Source organism: Streptomyces sp. NPDC006339, from assembly GCF_040612775.1.
Lineage (GTDB): Bacteria > Actinomycetota > Actinomycetes > Streptomycetales > Streptomycetaceae > Streptomyces.
The window spans coordinates 28185-51021 of the sequence record NZ_JBEXQW010000020.1 but is presented as its reverse complement, the minus strand read 5'-3'; the positions used below and the strand labels follow the sequence as shown (position 1 = coordinate 51021).

Below are 22837 nucleotides of genomic sequence, written 5' to 3'. Positions count from 1 at the left end.
CAGGGGAGCGGCGGTGTCACCGGAACCGGATGCGAACCGGTACCGCCGCTCCCACCTCACCCCGCACACCCCCGCAACACCGACGCCAACTGCCGTGCCACATCCGGCCGGCACCGCCCGAGGTCCACGAGCGGGGTCACGTACGGACTCGCCAAGGACACCGTGTCGAGCCCCAGCGAAGGCAACAGGATGTTGACGTCCAGCAGCGCCGCCCGCAGTTCGTCCCGCGCTGCCTTCGCGTCCCAAATGGCCTCAACCGACGCTTCACGCCTCGCCGCTTCCATGCTTTGCGCACCTCTCCTCGTCGTTGGTGACTTTCACCGATGAGCATGGATGCGTACGGCTACGATCACTAGGGGTAACGGGTTTCGGAGTCACGGAACGAAAACGGGGGTCTCCAGTGCCCGCACCGAAGCAGCTCGACCCGTCGGCCTCACTCCCCGCTCTGTACGGGGCGAAGCTGCGCAAACTCCGCGCCGCTGCGGGGCTCACGCAACGCCAGTTGGGCGCGAAGGTCCCCATCGCCCACAGCCGGATCGCCCAGTTCGAACTGGGGAAGGAGATCCCGCCGGAGGACGTGGACGCGAAGCTGGACAAGTTCCTGGGCGCCGACGGTGATCTGACCGACCTGTGGGGCCACATCCAGCGGACGCCGTTCCCGGACTGGGCCGGCAGGTTCATGGAGTACGAGAGCAAGGCCGTCGCGATGCACAAGTACGTGGCGGCGAGCGTGCCTGGCCTGCTTCAGACGCCTGAGTACGCGCGCGAAGTGCTGCGGCAGGGTCAGCCTTGGTGCACTCCAGAGGAGATCGAGACGAAGGTCGTCGCGCGCATGAAGCGGCAGTCGTTGCTCCGGAGGCGGCGGCCACCGCTGCTGTGGGTCGTCATGGACGAGGCGGTGATCCGGCACTCGGTCGGTGGGTCAGCGGTCATGCGTGAGCAACTGAACTTGGTCGCAGAAGCTGCGAAGGCTCCGTTCATCGAGATTCAGGTGCTGCCGTTCTCGGTGGGAGCGCACCCGGCGATGGGCGGCTCGCTCACCGTGCTTTCCTTCGAGAACCGGGCTGATGTGGCCTATCTGGAGGCCGGGCACTCCGGCGAACTGGTCGAGGACAAGGCCATGGTCGCTCGACACTCCTATCGATACGATCTTGTGCATGCCCAAGCGCTCTCGCCCGAAGCGTCAACGGCCCTGATCCAGCAGGCGATGGAGGAGCTCGGACCATGATTGACACCCGAATCGACCTGGCGGCCGGATCGTGGCGCAAGAGCTCGTTCAGTGACGGGGGCGGCGGCGACTGCGTCGAAATCGCTGACGGCATCCCCCACACCGTCCCCGTCCGCGACAGCAAGAACCCCGCCGGCCCCGCCCTCCTCATCCCCGCCCCCGCCTGGTCCGCCTTTGTCGACCACATCAAGCGCGTCTGACGTCCGACCGACCGACCGCCCACCCGCCCACTCACCGGGGCGCGCATCCACGCGCCCCGGCCACGCACGCCACCCAAAGAAAAGCCCTGGGGAAAGAACCTCCCCAACCGAAACCCGGCCCGCAAGCTCCGCGCTCACACGTTCGGGTGATGAGCCGTCCGAAACCCGGACGCCTGCGGTACGGTCGGCCCCGACAACCCCATAAACGCATTCGGCCCCCGGCAGGACGGCAATCCTGACGAGGGCCTGACCGATCAGGAAGAGAAGACCTTCCCGATGGCTGACCCGCAGTCTAACGCGGCCCTGTCCGCGTACCCCCCGATCCCCGCCGACGCACCACCCGCCGGGGTGATCCACATCCGGCACCGCCACACCGAGCGCTTCACGGTCGTCGGCAACCACCTCGCCCAGCACACCGAGCTCTCCGCCGCGGCGATCGGCATCGCCGTGTACATCCAGTCGCTGCCGGACGGCGTCTCCGTGACCGCGAAGGCCCTCACCCTCCGCTTCCGCGAGGGTGAGACGACCGTCCGCCGGGCCCTCAACGAGCTGGAGCGGGCCGGGTACATCGCCCGCCCCCGCATCCCGCTAGGCGGCGGCAAGTTCGCGACCCGCACCTTCTCGTACGACAAGCCCGGCTGCGTCCCGGCCACGGCACCGGCCCCCGTACCCCCACCCCCACCCGTACCGAAGCCACAGGCGCAGAAGCCCCGGCCCGAGACTCAGCCGCAAGCCGAGGAACACCCCATCGGCCCCGCCGCCGACATCCTCGCCCGCCTCCGCCTCTCCGACCCGCGCCTGGTCCTCTCCCTCGCCGACGTCCAGCGCCTCGCCCCCGCCGTCGAGACCTGGCTCGCCCGCTCAGCGACGCCCGCCCAGATCACCCGCACCCTCACCGCGGGCCTGCCGCCCGAGCCCGTCCCCATCCACCACCCGGCCCGGTTCGTGGAGTACCGGCTCACGCACCTCCTGCCACCCCCGCTCCCAGCGAAGGCGCAAGCACCCGCCCCCGCGCCCCTCGTCACCTGCGACGGCTGCGAGCGCGCGTTCCGCAGTCACGCACCGGACGCGCGCTGCGCCGACTGCAGAGCCGACGCCGACGCCCAGGCGGACGCCGCCTGACTCAGGCCCCGCTCACCACGGACAGGTGGTGTCGGAGCTCCTCCGCCACCCGCTCCACCCCACCGTCGGCAGGCAGCCGCCAGTCCGTCTCGATGCCGCGTTCCACGGCCGGCTCGCTGCTGAAGCGGATGAGATCAGGGGCGGGCAGGTAGCGGTCCCGCAGCCAGACCAGGAATGAGGCCGCCGCGCCCGCCGTGACGTCGGCCAGCATCACGCAGTCACGTCCGTGGACCGTGGCCGTGCCTTCGTACTCGGTGCCGTCCTCCATGGCGGCCCAGAAGGAGAGGTACGGCTCGCCCTGATGCGTACGGTCCTGGCGGACCCGGTAGCGGACCTCGGGGAACGCCTCCCTCAGGGCCTCTCCGAGACCGGCCAGGTCCAGCCCCCAGGCGTGGGGCTGCCGCTCCGGTGCGTAGAACAGGAAGGTGGTCGGGTCGTCTTCATCGTGCGTCATGCTGATGCTTTCCTCCTCGGCGCGCGGGGTCACTTCACGTACCGGGCGGAGCCGGAAACACCCTGGAGCGCCATCAGCGTCTGCCAGTACGCCGCGGCCTCTTTGTCGTTGGTGACGATCTCCAGGCCCCGGATCTCCTTGTGTTCGATCATCGCCTGCCGGTATTTCTCGAGTTCGGCCTCGTCCCGACCGATCAGGATGTCCTTCTTGTTCCACTTCTTGGTGCCGTCCGGCTTGAACTCGTCCTCGATCTCGAACGTGGACGGCCGGCGCCACGTGGTTTTCCTGCAGTCGTCATCCGCGTCCGCGACGTACTTGGCGTCCACCATCATCCCGTCCGCCGGACGCATGCCGTCGGCACCTATCGCGGGCTTCTCGAAGTCCTTGGGCAACGGGATGACCCGCTCCGGGTAGCCGGCGATCCGCAGCTGGTAGATGTTCTCGGGATGGCTCGCGGGCTTGAGGTTGCCGAAATTGGACGGCTGCAGCGTATTCACCCACGTCACGAACTCCCTGCGCTCTGCCGGCGTCAGGAGGCGCGGAGGAGGAACCGCGGCCGGAGGGATGGGGTCGCGGTAGGCGATGCCGGGATCGGGGTCCGTATAGGCCGTCGGCAGGACCCCCGGCATCCCGCCGGTGTACGAGGCGAGGACGAGCGGTACGGGCGCCGGCACCGGCACCGGAACCGGGATCAGCGGAGGAAGGAACGGGAAGCCAGGGGCGCTCGGCCCGCCGCCGCCCTCAGGGAGCCTCACCCGCTTCTCGGCCGAGTCCAGGGCGTGGCCCACCTCTCCGAGGCGGCGGATCCAGGCATCGCCCAGGACCGCGTCCAGGAGGCCGCCGTCGTAGCCGTTGCCGCCGAACAGCGGACTGTCCCAGGGCATGTCCACGGCGAACAGGTCCAGCTTGTGCTGCTGAATGGCTTGCTGGGCGGCCTCGACGTGCTCGGCGTACCGGTCACAGGCCTTCGCGATCTCGTTGCAGGCCGCCACGAGGTTGGCGACGAGGGGTTCGTCCTCCTGGACCTGGCTGGGCGGGCAGGTCATGCCCACCGAGGTCCTGAAGTACGTACGGAACGCGTCGGCCGCCTCCCCGGAGTGCGCCTTGTCCGCCGTCATGGCGGACGCCTGGGCGTCTTCCAGGAAACGCAGCATCAGCTTGCCGCCACGCCGCCAGCAGTTCGCCACCTCGCGCAGCTTCTCGGGCGCCCCGCGGAAGCGATCGGTGCCACCCGGCGCGTACTGCTCGTACCAGGCGGTCTCCCCGATCACCTCGGGGAGTTCCCTGCCCAGGCCGAGGTAGTTCTCGGGGCAGCCCGCCCCCGGGTCGCCCATGCCGGCGGTCAGGTCCGCCTGCTTGCCGAGGAGCGCGGCGATCGCATTGTCCTGGGCCATGAACTCGCGCGCGTTCCGCATGAGTCCCCGGCTGGTCTCCCCTAGCACGTACGCGCTGAAGCCGATCTTGTCCAGCGTGGCGGCCGCGGCCGACCGGTACACCTTCGCGAACGCTCGCCCCGCCTCGTCGTCCCCGGCCATCCCACGCTGCCGGTCCAGCTCGTGGTAGAGGGCGATGGCGGTGTCTCGAGCCCCCCGCATCGTTTCGGTCAGGCCCATCGCGCCTTGGATCATTCCTTGCGCGATGAACTTGAGGTGTGGTGCCAGTCCGCTCATTGCGTCGCCCCTCCCGTACCCCGCATCGCGGGTGCGAACAATGGATCGTACGACGACTGTTCTACCTCGCGACGCCGACAAGCGGGGCCGATCGCGGGGCGCTGGGGTAACTTGGCCGATGTGACTGCCCTGGCCATCGAAGAGGTCCGCCTCACCGCGTTCAAGAGCTTCCGCGACGAGCGGTTTCCCTTGGCGCCGCTCACCGTGCTCATCGGGCGCAACAGCAGTGGCAAGTCCAATGCCCTGGACGGCCTGGAGGTCCTGTCGAGGCTGGCGCGGGGCGAGGACATCATCGAGGCCCTGGAGAGCCGGCGCAGTTCCTCCGGGCCGGTGCGTGGCGGCCTGACGGGATGTGTGCCGCACGGTTCCGACCGCTTCTCGCTCGGCTGCACCGTACGGACGGAGGACGGGCCCATCGACCTGGACGTGACGATCCAGGTGGAACCCGAGGTGCAGATCATCGAGGAACGGCTGACCGGACCCACGGCGAACGGGCAGCGGAAGATCCTCGTCAGCGGCGAGCCGAGCCCGCACTACGGTGACATCCAGGCGTCCTGGCACAACGGCAAGCCCGGAAAGAACCCCAGCGGTCCGTTCCGGAGCTCCCGTCTGCTCACCTCGCAGCTCCCGGGGCGCGTGTCGGGCAAGACCGAAGGGGAGTGGGAGAGCGTCTGGTGCGCCGAGGCGATGCTGACCGCGCTCGTCGGCGTCTTCCACCTCGATCCCGTACCGCATCTGATGCGGCAGTACGTCCAGTCCCGCGACAGCAGTCTCCGCCGCACCGCCGAGAACCTCTCGGCCGCGGTCGGAGGCATTCAGCGCACCCAGCCCGAACTGTTCGAGTCGCTGGTGCACCGGCTGCGGGACCTCGCCGACCACGACATCGAACGGCTCGCGGTGACCCGCTCCGAGCTCGGGGACGTCATGCTGGCCCTCGACGAAGGGCCGCTCGGGCTGACGCCGGCCCGTGAGATGAGCGACGGCATGCTCCGCTTCCTCGCGGTGACCACCGCCCTGCTCACCGGTGGCGGCGGGCTCGACCTCGGCTCCTCGTCGTCGACCAGCTTCAAGGAAGGGCCGTTCCTCATGCTGGTCGTGGAGGAGCTGGAGAACGGACTGCACCCGACGCAGGCATCCCAGGTGCTTCAGCTCGTACGCGACGCCAGCGCCGAGAACGGCACGCAGGTGCTCATCACCACCCACAGCCCAGCCCTCCTCACCGCCCTGGACAACACCGATCACGAGGGGGTCGTGGTCTGCTCGCGCGATCCCGGGACGGGCACGAGCCGGCTCACCCGGCTCACGGAACTGGACGGGTATCCGACGGCCATGGCTGCCGGGTCCCTGGGCGAGGCCGTCACGCAGGGGAAGATCGATACCCGGGACCGGGGCGAGCGTGACTACACCGAGTTCGACCGTCTTCTCGGGATCGGGTGACGCGTGGCCCGTCGAGTGGAATTCGTGGACACGTCCGTCCTGTGCAACCTCCTGGGCGTGCCCGGCAAGAGCCAGGACCGCGAGAAGGTGCTGGCCGAGCTGAAGCAGAAGCGGCAGGCCCGTGACTGCGACCTCCTGCTGCCCGTCACCGCTGTCATCGAGACGGGCAATCACATCGCCCAGTTGGCGGACGGCTATCACCGGCGTGTCTACGCGGAGAAGTTCGCGGACACGCTGCGCATGGTGGTCGACGGCAAGGCGCCCTGGGCCCTCAACGAGGTCGAATGGAACGCCGCCCACCTCAACGCCCTCGTGGAGGGAGGGAGCACGGGAGCGAGCCTGGTCGACCACGCGGCCAACAAGGTGGGGTGCGGGGACCTGAACATCCTTATCGAGCGCGACCGTTATCTCGCCCGTACGTCCGGGATCGAGGCCACGGTGTGGACCCTCGACCACGGGCTGGCCGCCCACACCTGACGAACAGGGGTTCCGGCCCTGGTCGGAGGTGCCCGCGGCAGGGGATCATGAGGTGTTGTCAGTGGGGGCATCTAGGGTCGTCGACGGCAGGTCATCCCTTCGTACGACCATCGTCCGCGGCTCGGCGCCGACCTGCTCGTCAGGTCGCTCGCGTCATGGGCCCGCGCCGGCCCCGCACGAAGGACGAAAGAGGGTAGACCGCGGATGCCGTCCACGAAGCACGCCGGCCCGACGCCGGGGACGCTGGAGCAGGATCTGCTCCAGCGGGTCCACGAGGTGTCGCAGTCCTTCACACCCGCCTCGTCCTACGCGATCAGGGACAACCTGGGCGCGCTCATCAGCCGTGACCTCCTCGGGCCGTGGGACGGGGACGACGAGGAGTTCGACCACCGCGCGGCCGGCCCACGGGACCGCTATCTGGTGGGCCTGATCGGCCCCAAGCGGGCGTTGTCCTCCTCGGCCACGGGCGCCGACGTGCAGACACTCGACGACTCCGACGGCGAGGGGGACGGCACGGACCAGGGCCTCCCCGAGCGTCTGACCACCCAGAACGCCGGCCGTATGTGGGCCTCCTCGATGGGGCTGATGTTCGCCGTGCCGGCGGACGAAGGATTGGACGCCGTTGCGGTCAGGGCCCGTTGGGGCCGGTACCACCGCTCGCAGGTACTGAACGACGAGGGCGTCCCCCGCTCCACCTGGACCCGGGAACAGGTGGAGAAGATCCGCGAGGTCCGGCTCGACGGGCCCGCCCGCCAGGTCCTGCCCCTCACGGCGGACGGGCCGGAGGCCCCCGGTGTGCGTCTGGTCGCCGAAGTGCGCCACCGTTCCGGGCCTGCCGGCCCCACGCGTGTCGTGGAGCTGTCCCTCGTCAACGCCCAGGAGGAGCCCTCCCAGGCGAAGGACACCGCCTGGCTGTTCCAGACCGAACTGCGGGTCACCGCTCCCGACGGATCCGCGGCCGTCTTCCTCCCCATCTCCGATCCGCTCGACGAGGCCACGGAAGCCGAGGGCGCGTGGGCCCTGGACGACCCGGAGGAGCAGCATCTCACCCTGCTCTACCGGAACGAGCTCAAGCACGCGGCCGGCCGTAACGTCGCCGTGAAGGTGGGGATCGAGAAGGGCGTTCGCCGAGCCCACGAGCTCACCACGACCTGGCTCCCGACCCATGACGTACCGGCCACGGTCGCTCCCTCGGGCGAGCAGGCACCGCACCTGGCCGGTCTCGAACTCTCCATGGACGAACTGGCGCAGCTGCCGCCCGCCGCACTGCGAGAGGCGCTCGCACCACTCGCGGACGGCTACAGCGCCTGGCTCGACGAGCGCGAGGCCCAGGCCGAGGCCCTGCCCGGACATCTGCGGGACAGCGCCCTGCGGGCGGTGGGACAGGCACGGGACGCGGTCGTCCGCATCACGCTCGGCGTGGACCTCCTCTCGCACGCCGACCGCCCCGACGTCCTGGAAGCCTTCCGCTTCGCCAACCGTGCCATGGCCCTGCAGCGGCGGCACACAGCCATCGCCGCACTGCGCGAGCGCGAGGGGATCGGCTTCGAGGCGGCCCGCGAGAAGATCTACGCGAAGGGAGCCGAAGGCGCTTCCTGGCGCCCCTTCCAGCTGGCGTTCGTCCTGCTCAACCTGCGGGCGCTCGCCAACCCCGCCGCACCGGACCGGCAAGCCGGCCCCGATGCCACGGTGGACCTGCTGTTCTTCCCGACCGGCGGCGGAAAGACCGAGGCATATCTGGGGCTCGCGGCCTTCACCTTCGCCATCCGCCGGCTCCAGGGCACCATCGGCACGGGCGAGGACGCCCGGAGCGGCGAGGCGGGCGTGGCCGTCCTCATGCGGTACACCCTGCGTCTGCTCACCGCGCAGCAGTTCCAGCGGGCGGCGGCCCTCGTCTGCGCGGCGGAGGTGCTGCGCCGTGAGGCGTACGACGGCGGAGACTACCGCTGGGGCGACACCCCCTTCCGTATCGGCCTGTGGGTGGGCGGCGCGGTCTCCCCCAACCGGTACGAGGAGGCGGCCCAGCAGATCGCCGAGGCCAAGGACGCCGGGGCCGGGCGGGGCGCCAAGGTCCTCCAGACCCTCGTCTGCCCCTGGTGCGGTACGGCGCTGAGCGCGCAGCGCGACCTCCACCCCCACGACGACCTCCGCCGGATCCTCCTCTACTGCCCCAACGGGGAGGGCAAGAACGCCTGCCCGTTCTCACAGCGCCGCTCGCCCCGCGAAGGACTGCCCATCCTCACCGTCGACGAGGAGATCTACCGCCTGGCGCCCAGCCTGCTGATCGCCACCGTCGACAAGCTCGCCCAGCTCCCCTGGCGCGGCCAGGCCGGCATGCTCTTCGGCCGGGTCACCGACCTCTGTCCCCGGCACGGATACCGGCACGCCGATCTCGACGGACGAACCAAGTGCGGGGAGAAGCACCTGGCCAAGGACAAACTGGAGGCGGTCAAGAGCCGGGCGGTGACCCGGCTGCGCCCTCCGGACCTGATCATCCAGGACGAACTCCACCTGATCTCGGGCGCCCTGGGCACGACCGTCGGGCTCTTCGAGGCCGCTGTCGACGAACTGTGCACGTGGCGAGCGCCGGGTGCCGACGGCTCACCCAGGCTCGTGGGCCCCAAGATCGTCGCGTCGACGGCCACGACGAAGCGGGCGGCGGAGCAGATCATGGGTGTCTTCGCCCGTAAGGCCGCGATCTTCCCGCCTCAGGTCATCGACGTCGGAGACACCTTCTTCTCCCAGCAGGTGGAGCTGTCGGAGGAGGCACCGGGCCGTCGCTACCTCGGCATCTGCGCCCATGGCGTGAGGATGAAGCAGGCGGAGATCAGGGTGGCCGAGATCCTTCTCCTGGCCGGACAGACCCTCTTCGACCGGCACGGCGCACCCGCCGACCCGTACATGACGCTCGTCGGCTACTTCAACGCCACCCGCGAGCTCGCGGGCATGCGACGTTTCCTGGACGACGACATCGCGACCCGCGTCCGCGTCCACGGCACCCGCAAGGGCCTGTCGAACCGGCTGCTCCGCCGCACGGACATGCTGTCCGTGCAGGAGCTCACCTCCCGCGTCTCCTCGGGTGAGATCACCGACGTCCTGGCCCGGCTCGACCTCGGGTTCGACGAGGAGATGGACACCACGATCCGCCGGCAGGCCGTCATCGAGGAGCTGAAGGCCGCGGGCCAGCACAAGCAGCGACTCGATGTCGCCAAACTCGGGCTGCGCAACGAGGCGTCGGGCGCCGTGGACGCGGTGCTCGCCACCTCCATGCTCCAGGTGGGCGTGGACGTCTCCCGATTCGGCCTGATGCTGGTGGTCGGTCAGCCCAAGAACACCGCCGAGTACATCCAGGCTTCCTCCCGGGTCGGCCGTGACCCCGGGCGGCCCGGTCTCGTCGTCACGCTCTACAACTGGACCCGGCCCCGGGACCTGGCCCACTTCGAGAACTTCGGCCACTACCACGCCACCTTCTACCGGCAGGTCGAAGCCCTGTCCGTCACGCCCTTCGCGCGCCGCTCCCTGGACCGTACGACGGCTGCGGCCTGGATCGCCGCCGTACGCAACGCGACCGTCTCCCACTCGCGCAATCAGGACGCCTACGACGTGGACCTCGACGGCCCGGCGGCGCAGAGCGTCACCGAGCGCTTCCTGTCCCGGGCAGAGGTCGTCGGCGGCCCGCGCGCCCGCGGCTACCTCGCCGAGCGGATCGAATTCCTCAAGGACGCCTGGGCCCGCAAGAAGGAAGGCAGTGCCCGCCTCGGCTACGAAGAGGCCAAATGGCAGGGTCAGCAGCTCAGCGGTCTGCTGAACCGGGCCACTGGGGCCGGCTGGGACGAGCTCACGGTCGCCCAGTCCATGCGCGAGACGGAGAACGAGATCAATCTGCTGCTGCCGGGCAACGGCCTGTTCGACGTGGTCGGCGGAGCTCCGGCGTGGCACCACACCGACGCCTCGGCCGGGGACGACGCCCCGAACGAGGAAGCGCCCGAAGGGGACGAGACGGGCGCCGTCCTGGGCGCCAGGGCCGGCGGGGCCGGACACGGAGAGAAGGCGCAGGCATGACCGAGAAGCCCCAGTACCGCCGGCGAGTCGGCACCGTGCGGCCCAGCCACCTGATGTTCACCGCCGGAGTCGGCGCGCTCGTCGATCTGCCCAACTTCGCGGTGCTCGTACGCGGGATCGACGACTGGAACTACGACGCCGTCGACTGGACCGATCTGAAGGAGCCCCGCCTGCTCCGGGCGGTCAACGGCCTCCTGGGCACCCAGCATGGAGCGCAGGTCACCCAGTTGAGGCCAGCTCCCTGGATGGACGGCACCGACTCCGATCCGAACGGCCCGGCTGCCAGGGTCGGCGTGCCGGTGCTGCCCTTCCCACAGTGGCTGCGCTGCACCGCGTGCAACGCGCTGGGCGGGCTCGACTCGAAGATCTTCAAGTTCGAGAACACGAGGCCGCGCCAGCCCGATCAGGCCCGCTTCTTCCACGACAACTGCACGGCCAAGCGCAAGGGGAAGCGTCCGCTGGCCGTTGCCGCACGTTTCATCCTGACCTGCTCCGACGGCCACCTGGACGACTTCCCGTACGCGTGGTTCGTCCACCGGGGAGCCGAGTGCGACAAGGCAAGCCACCCCCGCCTCGAAATGCTCGACCACGGTGGCAACCAGGCAGCCAACGTCAAGGTCCGCTGCGTGAACTGCGACATGGAGCGGAACATCCGCGATGCGATGGGACAGCGCGGGGAGTCCACCCTGCCGCGCTGTCGCGGGCGACACCCGCATCTGGCGACCTTCGCCCCCGGCGGATGCCGCCGCGCGCCCAAGCCGCTGGTCATCGGCGCTTCCAACCAGTGGTTCGCCCAGACCCTCAGCGTGCTGGCCGTCCCGCCCACCAGCGGAAGCGCGCTCCAGGGGAAGATCGAACAGCTATGGGCGGAGCTGCAGGCCGCTACGTCTCCCGAGATCCTGAACGCCTTCTGGGGCCTCCAGCAGTTCCGCCCCCTGCACCAGTGGAGCCAGGCCGAGGTCTGGGAGGCGATCGAGGCACACCGAGGCGGCGTACAGGACGCGCCGGCCACGCAGCCCCTCTCGTATCCCGACCTGCTCACCCCGGAGTGGGAGATCTTCACCAGCCCGACGCTCCCCGACCCGACGGAGGACTTCGCCCTCCGGGACGTCGCGGTCCCACCCGCCCTGAGCGGGGTCTTCTCCCATATCGTCCAGGCCGAGCGGCTCAGGGAGGTCCGCGCTCTGATCGGCTTCACCCGGCTCGACGCGCCCGATCCAGAGGATCCCCACCTGGTCGAGCTGGCTCCGTTGTCCCGCAGCGCCGTTCCCACCTGGGTGCCGGCGAGCGAAGTCCGCGGCGAGGGCATCTTCCTCCGCGTCTCGGACCCCCTGGTCGAGGACTGGGAACAGCGCGTCGCCGGATCCGCTGCGATTGCCGCGCATCGGGACGCCTACGTCGAATTCCGTCGAAACCGGTACTCGGGCCGGGTGCAGGAGGCCGACGACCCGCTGCGCGGCTGGCCCGGAGCCCGATACATCGCCTTGCACACCCTCTCGCACCTGCTGATCCGCGCGATTTCACTGGAGTGCGGCTATTCCTCGGCGAGTCTGTCCGAACGGATCTACGCAGGGCGCGACGACGACCGGCGTACCGGCATCCTCATCTACACCGCCGTCCCGGACGCAGAGGGGACACTGGGCGGCCTGGTGTCGCTCGCCGAACCGGAGAGGCTCGCGCAGATCGTCCAACGCGCGCTCAGGGACGCAGAGCGTTGCTCCTCCGATCCCCTGTGCGCGGACCGGCTGCCACGGCCCCCGCACGAGGACTTCCTGCACGGTGCGGCCTGCCATGTCTGCCTCTTTGTCTCCGAGACGACGTGCGAAAGGGGCAACCGCTTCCTGGACAGACGGTTCGTCGTCCCCGTCGGCGACCCGGACCTCGTTCTCCTTCAGGGCCTCAAGTGACCTCGCCGGTTCTGGAGAAGGCCGCCGCACAGGCATTGCGGTCGATAGGGCCCGACGCACTGCGGGCACTGGCGGACGGGCTGTCCCTCGGCCGCTCCCGCGCCGAACTGCTGACAACCCGGACGTCCCCGGGCTTCGCGGGTTTCGTCGCTCCGGTCCTCGACGCCGTCGCCGCCCACTCCGTCTCCGCGTCCGCGGCCGCCGCCTATCTTCAGGGCCTCGCCTCCGGATACGGGATCAGGGCCGGCGAACAGGATGTCGCCCTCGTGTGGAGCGGGCCATCCTCCCATCGCGTACCCGTCCGATCGACCTCACGCATCCTGCTGCGGCTCGTCACGGAGTCCCGGTCCGAGCTGATCATGATGACCTACTCCGCCAGGCGTTATGCCCCGTTGGCCGCAGCCCTGCAGGAGGCTGCTGCCCGCGGCGTCGTGATCGACGTCGTCGTCGAGACGCTACAAGGCGCGGGGAGCGCCCTTGCCGAGGTCGAACCCGCGTCGGCGTTCTCCGGCGTGCCCGGACTCCGGATCTGGCATTGGCCCCTCGCCAACAGGACGGAGCGGGGGGCCAAGACACACGCCAAATTGGCGGTGGCCGACCGACGTGTGCTGCTGACGACCAGCGCCAATTTCACGCAGTCGGGAGTGGATCGCAATATCGAGGCCGGAGTGCTCGTGACGGGTGGCTCGGCGCCCACCCGGGCCGCCGAGCACATCCAGGAGCTCCAGCGCCAGGGGATCCTCCAGCGCTACCGGTGAACCGTCACAGGCACGCCCTCGCAGCCGTTGCCGAGACGAGTCAGGCGTCGAAGTGCACGACCCCGTGCTCGTCCATCGTCGGGTGCATCTTCATGGGCTCGTACTCGTCGATGTCCGAAGGCCGGGGCGGCTCGGGGCCGTCCGGGCCGAAGCGGACCATGCGCTCGATGCGGCAGATCCGGAACCGGCGTCCGTCGACCTCCAGCTCGTCGGCCCGCCCGGCCGCGCGGAACCTCTCGGCGGCCCGCGCGTACCGCTCCCGCTTCACCTCGTCGAACTTGTACATCAGCGGCCAGAGTTCGATCAGTGACTGGTAGAGGAACAGCCGGGCGTCGTGGGGGGACGGAAGGAGCGAACCCTGCGGCCGCCACGTCGCACCGCGCTGTTCGACGATCCCGAACGTGGTGGGGAGCAGGGCGACGTCCGGATGCCGCGTGACCGCCCGCCGCGAGTCCTCGCGTACGTCGGCGGGATAGCGGTTTCCCGCGTAGTCGAAGGACCGCAGGCTTAGCCGTAGGGCCTCCGACACCACGCTCGTCTCCCGCAGCGGATCCAGCACGAATCCGACATCGGGCGGGTCGGAGGCACGACGTTTTTCCCAGGACCGGTCGAACGGTTCCACATCGGTCGGGCGCGGCGGTTCGAGCCCGTCAGGGCCGGACCGCGCCAGCTCGTCGCCCCGCACCACGCGGTAGCGCTCGTCGAGCACCTCCACCTCGTCGACGGGCTCCCGCTCGAGGAGGGAAACGGCCGCGAGCAACTCCCGTCGCACAGCGGGATCGTCGGTGTCGTCCTTGGCCCTGAACCACAGCAGAGAGTTCAGGCTGTCCCTCGCCCCCTGGGGCATCCCGTCCTGTAGCGGAACCACCATCCGCCACGCCCCCTCCCGGCCTCCACCCGCGTCCCGCTGCTGCACGCACACCCCGAAGAGCGCCCCCCGGACGGCCAGCGACGGGTACCGCAACCAAGCCTCGGCCGCATCGGTCTCACTCACCCATGCGACCGGGTCACCCCCGAGCTCCAGCTCTCGCCGCATCGCGTCGAGTCGTTGCCTCCAGTCATCGTCCATGTGCACATTGTGAGGAGCTCGGGGCGTCGCTGTCTTCCCTGTCAGCCCAACTCCTCACTTTGTGGGATTCGGCCGCAGGGAGCACCGTGAGGAGGAGTGGTGGCTGAGCCGCCGCCACCTAGGACGCCTGGGCCGCTTCCGGGTACCGAAGTGCAAAGGGTGTGCGGCGCCTGATGGCGGTGCATGCCGCCAGACGCCGGGCCCGTGCACCTGACCGTCGATCTCCTCGAGGACGATAGCGACGCGGTCAGGCGGCGGGAACGTCGCGGGCAAGCGGCCTGCGTTCGTTGACGGGGCGGCGTTTCGATCAGCAGCCAGCTAGCCCGTTGCACATCCGGGCGACGGGACGGCCACGCCTATCCGCCTGGAGGCTGACGCCTATGTCGCTCGTTTTGTCGGCCGGGGCCGGCGAGGCTCGCTATCAGGCTCCTGCTCGCCGACCGGGAGGGCAGCAGTGAACCCGTCGGCTCGGTGGACAAGTCCATGGTGGAGCGAAACTGCCGAATCGTCGGCGAGGCCGGTCCGCCGTGCCCTAGAGTGCGAGCGCGGCCGAGACCTAAGCGTGAGCTGGAGGCCGAGCGTCGTACGAACCTCGGGGCGCGGGTCTTCGGAAGTGGGGGAGAAAGAGCCGATGGACGAGGAGCAGAAGAAAGACGCCGAGCCGCCCCCCTTGCTCTCCCGGTTTGTGGACGCCGCGGAGTGGGTCAGGGCGAATAGTGACCTTGTCTGGGAAAGACAAGCCGATGGAAGGTTCCGCGCGGGGCTGGTTCTCAAGTTCTCCGCGTCCCATTCGGTCATGCTGAAGATCGAGAAGAATCCTGGCAGCCGTCTCGACTGGCAGTTCGGTCCCGCCAAACCCCTCCCGAAGCTGCGCAAGAAGCCTCTACGCTGATACGCAAGCCCGCCTCCGTCCCGGGTTGGGTGGCCTACCGCGCACCATCGTCGACGCCCGATGTGCTGTAACTCACCTCGGACGGTAGCCAGGTCGTCCCTCCTGTCGGCAGTCGGTGCCGATTCCATGCGGGGACGGCCCGCACGGCGGACGCGGCGGTGCACGCAGCCGCCGGTGCGACACCGATCATGTCGCCGGTGACGTGCGCGTGCTGACGGTTCGGCGCCGGCATGCCGGTACGTACGCCGACGGCACCCCTCCCGTCCACGCCTCGTCTGCGGGCCTCGACATACGGCTGCGCATACGACAAGACCCCGTCCTCAGCGTTTCCGCTGATCACGGGGTCTTTTGGCACTTCCTGCGAAGTGCCCCCGGCAGGATTCGAACCTGCGCACACGGCTCCGGAGGCCGTTGCTCTATCCCCTGAGCTACGGGGGCGTTGCCGCGTTCGGCGGCGACGGGTAGAACACTACCAGCTCCCGGAGGGTGCCTGTGAACAGGTATTTCCGTCGCGTGACGGGAGGGGCGTTCCCTCGCACGGGTCAGAAGTGGGCAAAAGCCGGACGCGGTCCCTCCTCGCGACCTACTCTCGACGTGTGTCAGGGGTGTCCGGGCGGGTGTTGGTTGTGGATGACAACCGGGTGATCCGCCAGTTGATCAGGGTCAATCTCGAGCTCGAGGGGTTCGAGGTGGTGACCGCGGCCGATGGTGCCGAGTGTCTGGATGTCGTACATGAGGTGCGTCCTGATGTCGTCACCCTCGATGTCGTCATGCCCCGGCTGGACGGGCTGAAGACCGCCGCCCGGTTGCGGGAGGACCCGCGGACGAGTCATCTGCCCGTGGCGATCATCAGCGCCTGCACCGAGTACGCGGCGGACGGCGGGGGAGCGCACGGGATCGACGCGTTCCTTGCCAAGCCCTTCGAGCCGACCGAGCTCGTGCGGGTCGTGCGGCAGCTCATGCACCGGGAGCGGCGGGGGGATCACGGGGATCACGGCGGCGGGGGTGACGCCGGGCAGGAGGCCGGTGAGGAGCCGCCCGCAGTGCCGCCGCCCGCAGTGCCGTCGCCCGGAGTGCCTCCCGCAGTGTCGCCTCCCGCAGTGCCCGTCGCGGAGGAGGCGGCAGGGAGCCGCCCGGAGCGCCAAGGGTAGAGGTCCGTGCACCGGCCACTAGGGGGAATCCCGTAGCGGGACGGCTTCCCGCCCCTCCCTCCCTCTCTCCCACCCCCACCGCCCACATGCCGAAACCGGTTCGCGTTCCGACCCCCCTCCTCGCCTAGGCTGGTCCCGTGACCCCCGCGGACCTCTCCCTCACCGTGCTGCAGGCCGTGCGCCGTGCGGTCGACGAGGGTGCGTTGCGGGTGGACGTGCCCGCGCGGGTGAAGGTCGAGCGGCCGCGGGCCGGTGGGGTCGGTGACTACGCCAGCAGCGTCGCCCTCGGGCTCGCGCGGCCCGCCGGGATCGATGCGCGTGATGTCGCCGCCGTCCTCAAGGAGCGGCTCGACGACCGGCCCGGGATCGCCCGGGTCGACATCACCGGACCCGGCTTCCTCAACTTCACCCTGGAACGCGACGCCGACGGCGAGCTCATCCGCCGGATCCGCGCCGCGGGACCGTCCTACGGGCACTCCGACGCCCTCGCCGGCACCCGCGTCCGGTTCCGTACCGCCACCGAACCCCGCGCCGCCCTCCTCACCGACACCGTCGTCCGGCTGCTGCACGCACAAGGCGCCGACGCCGGGACGGCAGAGGACGGGGAGCCGATTCACGTCCTGCCCGGCGCCTACGAGCCCCTCGCCCTCGGCACCGACGCCGCCCGCTGGGCCCTCCTCCGGCCCGCCGCCCACGACCAGGCCCTGCCCGGCGCGCCCCTCCTCGTCCAGCACGAGCGCAACCCCCTCTTCCGCGTGCGCTACGCCCACGCCCGGGCCACGACCCTGAGCCGTAACGCCGGCCAGTTGGGCTTCGGCCCCGCGTACGACCACCCCGACCACCCCGTCGACGAATCCCGGCTGCTCACCCTCCTCGGGGATCACCCCGCCGTCCTCCTCTCCGCCGCCCGCCACCGCGCCCCCGACCGGGTCGCACGGCATCTCGAGGCCGTCGCCGACGCGCTCCTCGCGTTCCAGCACACCGTTCTGCCCCTCGGCGACGAGAAACCCTCGGCCGCCCACCGTTCCCGGCTCGCGCTCGCCGAAGCCGCCGGGACGGTGCTCGCCGGTGGCCTCTCCCTGCTCGGCATCAGCGCACCCGACCAGATCTGAAAGACGCAGACCATGAGCCGTTCCGCACACCCCGCCGGGCCCCGCCACGCCGACGTCCTGCCCGAGGGGCACTACACCGCGCCGCCGGCCGACCTCAACCGCCTCGACCCCAAGGTGTGGTCGCGGACCGTACGGCGCAACGAACAGGGGCAGGTCACCGTCGGCGGCCTGAGCGTCACCGAGCTCGCCGAGGAGTTCGGGACGCCCGCCTATTTCCTCGACGAGGACGACTTCCGCACCCGCTGCCGCGCCTGGGCCGACGCCTTCGGCCAGGACGCGGACGTGTTCTACGCCGGCAAGGCGTTCCTCTCCCGCGCCGTCGTGCGCTGGCTCACGGAGGAGGGGCTCAACCTCGACGTCTGCTCCGGGGGCGAGCTCACCACCGCCCTGTCCGCCGGCATGCCGGCCGAGCGGATCGCCTTCCACGGGAACAACAAGTCCACGGAGGAGATCCACAAGGCCGTGAGCGCCGGAGTCGGGCGGATCGTGCTCGACTCCTTCCAGGAGATCGTCCGCGTCGCCCACATCGCCCAGTCCCTCGGCAAGCGGCAGCGCGTACAGATCCGCGTCACCGTCGGCGTCGAGGCGCACACGCACGAGTTCATCGCCACCGCGCACGAGGACCAGAAGTTCGGCATCGCCCTGGCCGGCGGGCAGGCCGCGGAGGCCGTCCGCCGGGCGCTCTCCCTCGACGGGCTCGAGCTCATCGGGATCCACTCCCACATCGGTTCGCAGATCTTCGACATGGCCGGCTTCGAGGTGTCCGCGCGGCGCGTCGTCCAACTGCTCGCCGAGGTCCGCGACGAGCACGGCGTCGAGCTGCCCGAGATCGACCTCGGCGGCGGTCTCGGCATCGCGTACACCTCCGAGGACGATCCGCGCGAGCCGCACCACATCGCCAAGGCGCTGACCGAGATCGTGACGCGGGAGTGCGAGGCCGCCGGGCTGCGCACGCCGCGCATCTCCGTCGAGCCCGGGCGCGCCATCGTCGGCCCGACCGCCTTCACGCTCTACGAGGTGGGCACGGTCAAGCCGCTGGAGGGGCTGCGGACGTACGTCTCGGTCGACGGCGGAATGTCGGACAATATCCGTACCGCCCTGTACGACGCCGAGTACAGCGTCGCCCTGGTCTCCCGGACCAGCGACGCCGAACCGATGCTCTCGCGGGTGGTCGGCAAGCACTGCGAGAGCGGTGACATCGTCGTACGGGACGCCTTCCTGCCCGCCGACGTGGCGCCGGGCGACCTGATCGCGGTGCCGGCCACCGGGGCGTACTGCCGCTCCATGGCCAGCAACTACAACCACGCGCTGCGGCCGCCGGTCGTCGCCGTCCGGGACGGCGAGGCGCGGGTCATCGTGCGACGCGAGACGGAGGAGGATCTCCTGCGTCTGGACGTCGGATGACGAAATAGTCCGGCGGGGGGAGAGCCCCCCGCCGGAATAGTCGAGTAATGGAATTCATGTCTCATCATCCGGACTGAGGCCGGAAACGGCCGTCCGGTGAGTGAGACTGGTTCCACCGTAAGGAAACGACCGTAGAGATACGGATCAGAAGGTCATGAGAAACGAGGTCGGATGATGCGTACGCGTCCGCTGAAGGTGGCGCTGCTGGGCTGTGGAGTGGTCGGCTCAGAGGTGGCGCGCATCATGACGACGCACGCCGACGACCTCGCCGCGCGCATCGGCGCCCCGGTCGAGCTCGCCGGCGTGGCCGTCCGCCGGCCCGACAAGGTCCGCGGGGGAGTCCCCGCCGAGCTGATCACCACCGACGCCACCGCCCTCGTCAAACGCGGGGACATCGACGTCGTCGTCGAGGTCATCGGCGGCATCGAGCCGGCCCGCACCCTCATCACCACCGCCTTCGAGCACGGCGCCTCCGTCGTCTCCGCCAACAAGGCGCTGCTCGCCCAGGACGGCGCGACCCTCTACGCCGCCGCCGAGCAGCACGGCCAGGACCTCTACTACGAGGCCGCGGTCGCGGGCGCCATCCCGCTCATCCGGCCGCTGCGCGAGTCCCTCGCCGGCGACAAGATCAACCGGGTGATGGGCATCGTCAACGGCACGACGAACTTCATCCTCGACAAGATGGACACCTCCGGGGCGGGCTACAGCGAGGCCCTGGACGAGGCCACCGCCCTCGGATACGCGGAGGCCGACCCGACCGCCGACGTCGAGGGCTTCGACGCCGCCGCCAAGGCCGCCATCCTGGCCGGGATCGCCTTCCACACGCGCGTGCGTCTCGACGACGTCTACCGCGAGGGCATGACCGAGGTCACCGCGGCCGACTTCGCCTCCGCCAAGCAGATGGGCTGCACCATCAAGCTGCTCGCGATCTGCGAGCGGGCCGCCGACGGCGAGTCCGTCACCGCGCGCGTGCACCCCGCGATGATCCCGCTCAGCCACCCGCTCGCCTCCGTCCGCGCGGCGTACAACGCCGTCTTCGTCGAGGCCGAGGCGGCCGGGCGGCTCATGTTCTACGGACCGGGCGCCGGCGGCTCGCCGACCGCGTCCGCCGTACTCGGCGACCTCGTCGCCGTCTGCCGCAACCGTCTCAACGAGGCGACGGGCCCCGGCGAGTCCGCGTACACCCGACTGCCCGTGAGCCCCATGGGCGAGGTCGTCACGCGGTACCACATCAGCCTCGACGTGGCCGACAAGCCGGGCGTCCTCGCCCAGGTCGCGACGGTCTTCGCCGAGCACGGCGTGTCGATCGACACCGTCCGTCAGACGGGCAAGGACGGCGAGGCATCCCTCGTCGTCGTCACCCACCGCGCGCCCGACGCCGCCCTCTCCGGGACCGTCGAAGCGCTGCGCAAGCTCGACACCGTGCGCGGTGTCGCCAGCATCATGCGTGTTGAAGGGGAGTAAGGACCCATGACCTACCAGGGCACCCACCAGTGGCGCGGCATCATCGAGGAGTACCGGGACCGCCTTCCGGTCACCGATACGACGCCGGTCGTCACGCTCCGCGAGGGCGGCACGCCGCTCGTCCCCGCCCAGGTCCTCTCCGAGCGCACGGGCTGCGAGGTGCACCTCAAGGTCGAGGGCGCCAACCCCACCGGCTCCTTCAAGGACCGGGGCATGACCATGGCCATCTCCAAGGCCAAGGAGGAGGGCGCGCAGGCCGTCATCTGCGCCTCCACCGGCAACACCTCCGCCTCCGCCGCCGCCTACGCGGTGCGCGCCGGGATGGTCTCCGCCGTCCTCGTGCCGCAGGGCAAGATCGCCCTCGGCAAGATGGGCCAGGCCCTCGTGCACGGCGCGAAGATCCTCCAGGTCGACGGCAACTTCGACGACTGCCTCACCCTGGCCCGCGGCCTCTCCGAGAACTACCCGGTGGCGCTGGTCAATTCGGTCAACCCGGTCCGCATCGAGGGCCAGAAGACCGCCGCGTTCGAGATCGTCGACATGCTCGGCGACGCCCCCGACATCCACGTCCTGCCGGTCGGCAACGCCGGCAACATCACGGCGTACTGGAAGGGGTACGGCGAGTACGCCGCGGACGGCGTCTCCTCGAGGAAGCCGCGCATGTGGGGCTTCCAGGCATCCGGCTCCGCGCCGCTCGTGCGCGGCGAGGTGGTCAAGGACCCGTCGACCATCGCCACCGCGATCCGGATCGGCAACCCGGCCTCCTGGCAGTACGCGCTCGCCGCGCGCGACGAGTCGGGCGGCTTCATCGACGAGGTGACGGACCGTGAGATCCTGCAGGCGTACCGCCTGTTGGCCGCTCAGGAGGGCGTCTTCGTCGAGCCGGCCTCGGCCGCGTCCGTGGCGGGTCTGCTGAAGGCCGCCGCGCAGGGCAAGGTCGACCCGGGCCAGACCATCGTCTGCACGGTCACCGGCAACGGCCTCAAGGACCCCGACTGGGCCGTCGCCGGCGCCCCGCAGCCGGTCACCGTCCCGGTCGACGCCGCCGCTGCCGCCGAGCGCCTCGGCCTCGCCTGAGAATGGCCTGAAGTAGCCGTTCGTCGCTTTCTGACCTGGTGTCATACCCGATCAGGAACCGACATAGGCGCACAGGTTGGCGCGCGACACGCATCGTGCGCCTCCTGTGCGCCCTATGTCGCCGCAGAACCTTCCTTCGATAGGCTGTACCGAACCCACCCCGTCGCATATGCGCGGTGGTGTTGCCGTTGTCGCGCCACAGGCGCGACCGGCCCCCGGGTTCCCGCGTACGTCCCCTGTCCCTCCGCAGAATCCCCGCAAGTCAAGGAGAGTCATCGAGCGATGGCCGGTCCCGCGTTCCGCGCCGCCGCCGTACGGGTGCGCGTTCCCGCCACCAGCGCCAACCTCGGCCCGGGCTTCGACGCCTTCGGCCTGTCGCTGGGGCTCTACGACGACGTCGTCGTCCGGGTCGCCGACTCCGGGCTGCACATCGACATCGCCGGAGAGGGCGCCGACACCCTGCCGCGCGACGAGAGCCACCTGCTCGTCCGCTCGATGCGCACGGCCTTCGACCTGCTCGGCGGGCAGCCGCGCGGCCTCGAGGTCGTCTGCGCCAACCGCATCCCGCACGGCCGCGGCCTCGGCTCCTCCTCCGCCGCCATCTGCGCCGGCATCGTCGCCGCCCGCGCCGTGACCATAGGCGGCGACGCCCGGCTCGACGAGACGGCCCTGCTCGAGCTGGCCACCGAGATCGAGGGCCACCCCGACAACGTCGCCGCCTGTCTGCTCGGCGGCTTCACGCTCGCCTGGACCGAGGGCGGCGCCGCCCGGGCGATCAGGATGGACCCCTCGGATTCCATCGTTCCGGTGGTTTTCGTCCCCGGAAAGCCCGTGCTCACCGAGACCGCCCGCGGACTGCTCCCGCGCACCGTCCCGCACGTGGACGCCGCCGCCAACGCCGGCCGCGCCGCCCTCCTCGTCGAGGCCCTGACCCGCCGCCCCGAGCTGCTGCTCGCGGCCACCGAGGACCGGCTGCACCAGGAGTACCGGGCGCCCGCGATGCCCGAGAGCATCGCTCTTGTGAACCGGCTGCGGGCGGACGGAGTGCCCGCGGTCATCTCCGGCGCGGGCCCCACGGTCCTCGCGCTGGCGGACCACGCGACCGCCGACAAGGTCGCACTGCTCGCGGGCGAGGGGTGGGCCGCGAACCGGCTCGACCTCGACGGCCCCGGCGCGAGCGTGCTGCCGCTCGCGCCCTGACGGGCGGCCGCGCGGTCCCCGGGCAGGGACCGCGCGGACACGAGATTGCCGGTGACGGAGAGGGGGAATGTTTGTTGGAGCCGGTAGTGTTAACCTCAAGTCTGCACCCGACGTCTTTGTGGCGCGGTGCTGAGTGTCCCCATCAGGGACCAC

Annotated in this window: 19 protein-coding genes and 1 tRNA gene; 15 read left to right on the top strand and 5 right to left on the bottom strand. The window is 70.3% G+C overall.

What is annotated here, in order from left to right; translation table 11 throughout:
- Nucleotides 1–56: 56 nt before the first annotated feature.
- On the bottom strand, nt 57–284 hold the full coding sequence (locus ABZ135_RS17985; protein ID WP_356696751.1) for a hypothetical protein: 228 nt from the start codon (nt 282–284) through the stop codon (nt 57–59).
- A 116-nt stretch (nt 285–400) separates the two neighbouring features.
- Between ABZ135_RS17985 and ABZ135_RS17980 the strand changes: the two genes are divergently transcribed.
- The 3 genes from ABZ135_RS17980 to ABZ135_RS17970 all read left to right on the top strand — a co-directional run bounded on the left by ABZ135_RS17980 (nt 401) and on the right by ABZ135_RS17970 (nt 2550).
- Nucleotides 401–1228, top strand: coding sequence for a helix-turn-helix transcriptional regulator (locus tag ABZ135_RS17980; protein ID WP_356696749.1), 828 nt, complete (start codon nt 401–403; stop codon nt 1226–1228).
- Nucleotides 1225–1428 carry a DUF397 domain-containing protein gene (locus ABZ135_RS17975; protein ID WP_356696747.1) on the top strand — a complete coding sequence of 68 codons (204 nt, stop codon included), beginning with the start codon at nt 1225–1227 and terminating at the stop codon, nt 1426–1428. Before ABZ135_RS17980 ends, ABZ135_RS17975 begins: the two co-directional genes overlap by 4 nt.
- 276 nt (nt 1429–1704) lie before the next feature.
- Nucleotides 1705–2550, top strand: coding sequence for a hypothetical protein (locus ABZ135_RS17970; RefSeq protein WP_356696745.1), 846 nt, complete (start codon nt 1705–1707; stop codon nt 2548–2550).
- A 1-nt stretch (nt 2551) separates the two neighbouring features.
- Here ABZ135_RS17970 and ABZ135_RS17965 read toward each other — a convergent pair whose 3' ends face one another.
- Both ABZ135_RS17965 and ABZ135_RS17960 read right to left on the bottom strand, forming a co-directional pair.
- On the bottom strand, nt 2552–3004 hold the full coding sequence (locus ABZ135_RS17965) for a hypothetical protein (protein WP_356696743.1): 453 nt from the start codon (nt 3002–3004) through the stop codon (nt 2552–2554).
- Between the two features lie 29 nt (nt 3005–3033).
- Complete coding sequence (locus tag ABZ135_RS17960) at nt 3034–4617, bottom strand: restriction endonuclease fold toxin-2 domain-containing protein (RefSeq protein WP_356696741.1); 1584 nt, start codon at nt 4615–4617, stop codon at nt 3034–3036.
- 177 nt (nt 4618–4794) lie between these two features.
- Here ABZ135_RS17960 and ABZ135_RS17955 point away from each other — a divergent pair, with 177 nt between their 5' ends.
- From ABZ135_RS17955 to drmC, 5 genes are all read left to right on the top strand, one after another.
- Nucleotides 4795–6111, top strand: a complete 1317-nt coding sequence (locus ABZ135_RS17955; protein WP_356696739.1) for an ATP-binding protein — start codon at nt 4795–4797, stop codon at nt 6109–6111.
- 24 nt (nt 6112–6135) lie between these two features.
- Nucleotides 6136–6588: a hypothetical protein gene (locus tag ABZ135_RS17950; protein ID WP_356696737.1), complete on the top strand. Its 453-nt coding sequence runs from the start codon at nt 6136–6138 to the stop codon at nt 6586–6588.
- A 204-nt stretch (nt 6589–6792) separates the two neighbouring features.
- A complete protein-coding gene (drmA, locus tag ABZ135_RS17945) occupies nt 6793–10650 on the top strand; it encodes a DISARM system helicase DrmA (RefSeq protein ID WP_356696735.1) in 3858 nt (1285 codons plus the stop codon).
- Nucleotides 10647–12557 (top strand): DUF1998 domain-containing protein, encoded by a 1911-nt coding sequence (locus tag ABZ135_RS17940; RefSeq protein ID WP_356696733.1) that lies wholly within the window; start codon nt 10647–10649, stop codon nt 12555–12557. The genes drmA and ABZ135_RS17940 overlap by 4 nt, the downstream gene beginning before the upstream one ends.
- Nucleotides 12554–13315 carry a DISARM system phospholipase D-like protein DrmC gene (drmC, locus tag ABZ135_RS17935; RefSeq protein ID WP_356696731.1) on the top strand — a complete coding sequence of 254 codons (762 nt, stop codon included), beginning with the start codon at nt 12554–12556 and terminating at the stop codon, nt 13313–13315. Before ABZ135_RS17940 ends, drmC begins: the two co-directional genes overlap by 4 nt.
- 40 nt (nt 13316–13355) lie before the next feature.
- Here the strand turns inward: drmC and ABZ135_RS17930 are convergent, their stop codons facing one another.
- Complete coding sequence (locus tag ABZ135_RS17930) at nt 13356–14384, bottom strand: DUF5954 family protein (protein WP_356696729.1); 1029 nt, start codon at nt 14382–14384, stop codon at nt 13356–13358.
- 631 nt (nt 14385–15015) lie between these two features.
- Between ABZ135_RS17930 and ABZ135_RS17925 the strand changes: the two genes are divergently transcribed.
- On the top strand, nt 15016–15276 hold the full coding sequence (locus ABZ135_RS17925; protein ID WP_356696727.1) for a hypothetical protein: 261 nt from the start codon (nt 15016–15018) through the stop codon (nt 15274–15276).
- A gap of 366 nt (nt 15277–15642) precedes the next feature.
- On the opposite strand, the gene ABZ135_RS17920 is transcribed toward ABZ135_RS17925, so the two are convergent.
- Nucleotides 15643–15714, bottom strand: a tRNA-Arg gene (locus tag ABZ135_RS17920).
- A gap of 158 nt (nt 15715–15872) precedes the next feature.
- Here ABZ135_RS17920 and ABZ135_RS17915 point away from each other — a divergent pair.
- The 6 genes from ABZ135_RS17915 (at nt 15873) to thrB (ending at nt 22684) form a co-directional block, all read left to right on the top strand.
- Nucleotides 15873–16427 (top strand): response regulator, encoded by a 555-nt coding sequence (locus ABZ135_RS17915; protein ID WP_356696725.1) that lies wholly within the window; start codon nt 15873–15875, stop codon nt 16425–16427.
- Nucleotides 16428–16564: 137 nt separating this feature from the next.
- A complete protein-coding gene (gene nrtL, locus ABZ135_RS17910) occupies nt 16565–17539 on the top strand; it encodes an ArgS-related anticodon-binding protein NrtL (RefSeq protein WP_356696723.1) in 975 nt (324 codons plus the stop codon).
- A gap of 12 nt (nt 17540–17551) precedes the next feature.
- A complete protein-coding gene (gene lysA, locus ABZ135_RS17905) occupies nt 17552–18943 on the top strand; it encodes a diaminopimelate decarboxylase (RefSeq protein ID WP_356696721.1) in 1392 nt (463 codons plus the stop codon).
- Nucleotides 18944–19114: 171 nt separating this feature from the next.
- Complete coding sequence (locus ABZ135_RS17900) at nt 19115–20407, top strand: homoserine dehydrogenase (RefSeq protein ID WP_356696719.1); 1293 nt, start codon at nt 19115–19117, stop codon at nt 20405–20407.
- A gap of 6 nt (nt 20408–20413) precedes the next feature.
- Complete coding sequence (gene thrC, locus ABZ135_RS17895; protein ID WP_356696717.1) at nt 20414–21484, top strand: threonine synthase; 1071 nt, start codon at nt 20414–20416, stop codon at nt 21482–21484.
- A 282-nt stretch (nt 21485–21766) separates the two neighbouring features.
- Nucleotides 21767–22684 carry a homoserine kinase gene (gene thrB, locus ABZ135_RS17890; protein WP_356696715.1) on the top strand — a complete coding sequence of 306 codons (918 nt, stop codon included), beginning with the start codon at nt 21767–21769 and terminating at the stop codon, nt 22682–22684.
- Nucleotides 22685–22837: the final 153 nt, after the last annotated feature.

Excerpts from the sequence above, each read along its gene's own strand:
- thrB (WP_356696715.1), top strand. The coding sequence starts at position 21,767 with ATGGCCGGTCCCGCGTTCCGCGCCGCCGCCGTACGGGTGCGCGTTCCC.
- thrC (WP_356696717.1), top strand. The coding sequence starts at position 20,414 with ATGACCTACCAGGGCACCCACCAGTGGCGCGGCATCATCGAGGAGTAC.
- ABZ135_RS17900 (WP_356696719.1), top strand. The coding sequence starts at position 19,115 with ATGATGCGTACGCGTCCGCTGAAGGTGGCGCTGCTGGGCTGTGGAGTG.
- ABZ135_RS17985 (WP_356696751.1), bottom strand. The coding sequence starts at position 284 with ATGGAAGCGGCGAGGCGTGAAGCGTCGGTTGAGGCCATTTGGGACGCG.
- ABZ135_RS17965 (WP_356696743.1), bottom strand. The coding sequence starts at position 3,004 with ATGACGCACGATGAAGACGACCCGACCACCTTCCTGTTCTACGCACCG.
- ABZ135_RS17925 (WP_356696727.1), top strand. The coding sequence starts at position 15,016 with ATGGACGAGGAGCAGAAGAAAGACGCCGAGCCGCCCCCCTTGCTCTCC.
- ABZ135_RS17960 (WP_356696741.1), bottom strand. The coding sequence starts at position 4,617 with ATGGGCCTGACCGAAACGATGCGGGGGGCTCGAGACACCGCCATCGCC.
- ABZ135_RS17930 (WP_356696729.1), bottom strand. The coding sequence starts at position 14,384 with ATGGACGATGACTGGAGGCAACGACTCGACGCGATGCGGCGAGAGCTG.
- ABZ135_RS17975 (WP_356696747.1), top strand. The coding sequence starts at position 1,225 with ATGATTGACACCCGAATCGACCTGGCGGCCGGATCGTGGCGCAAGAGC.
- ABZ135_RS17970 (WP_356696745.1), top strand. The coding sequence starts at position 1,705 with ATGGCTGACCCGCAGTCTAACGCGGCCCTGTCCGCGTACCCCCCGATC.
- drmA (WP_356696735.1), top strand. The coding sequence starts at position 6,793 with ATGCCGTCCACGAAGCACGCCGGCCCGACGCCGGGGACGCTGGAGCAG.
- ABZ135_RS17940 (WP_356696733.1), top strand. The coding sequence starts at position 10,647 with ATGACCGAGAAGCCCCAGTACCGCCGGCGAGTCGGCACCGTGCGGCCC.
- lysA (WP_356696721.1), top strand. The coding sequence starts at position 17,552 with ATGAGCCGTTCCGCACACCCCGCCGGGCCCCGCCACGCCGACGTCCTG.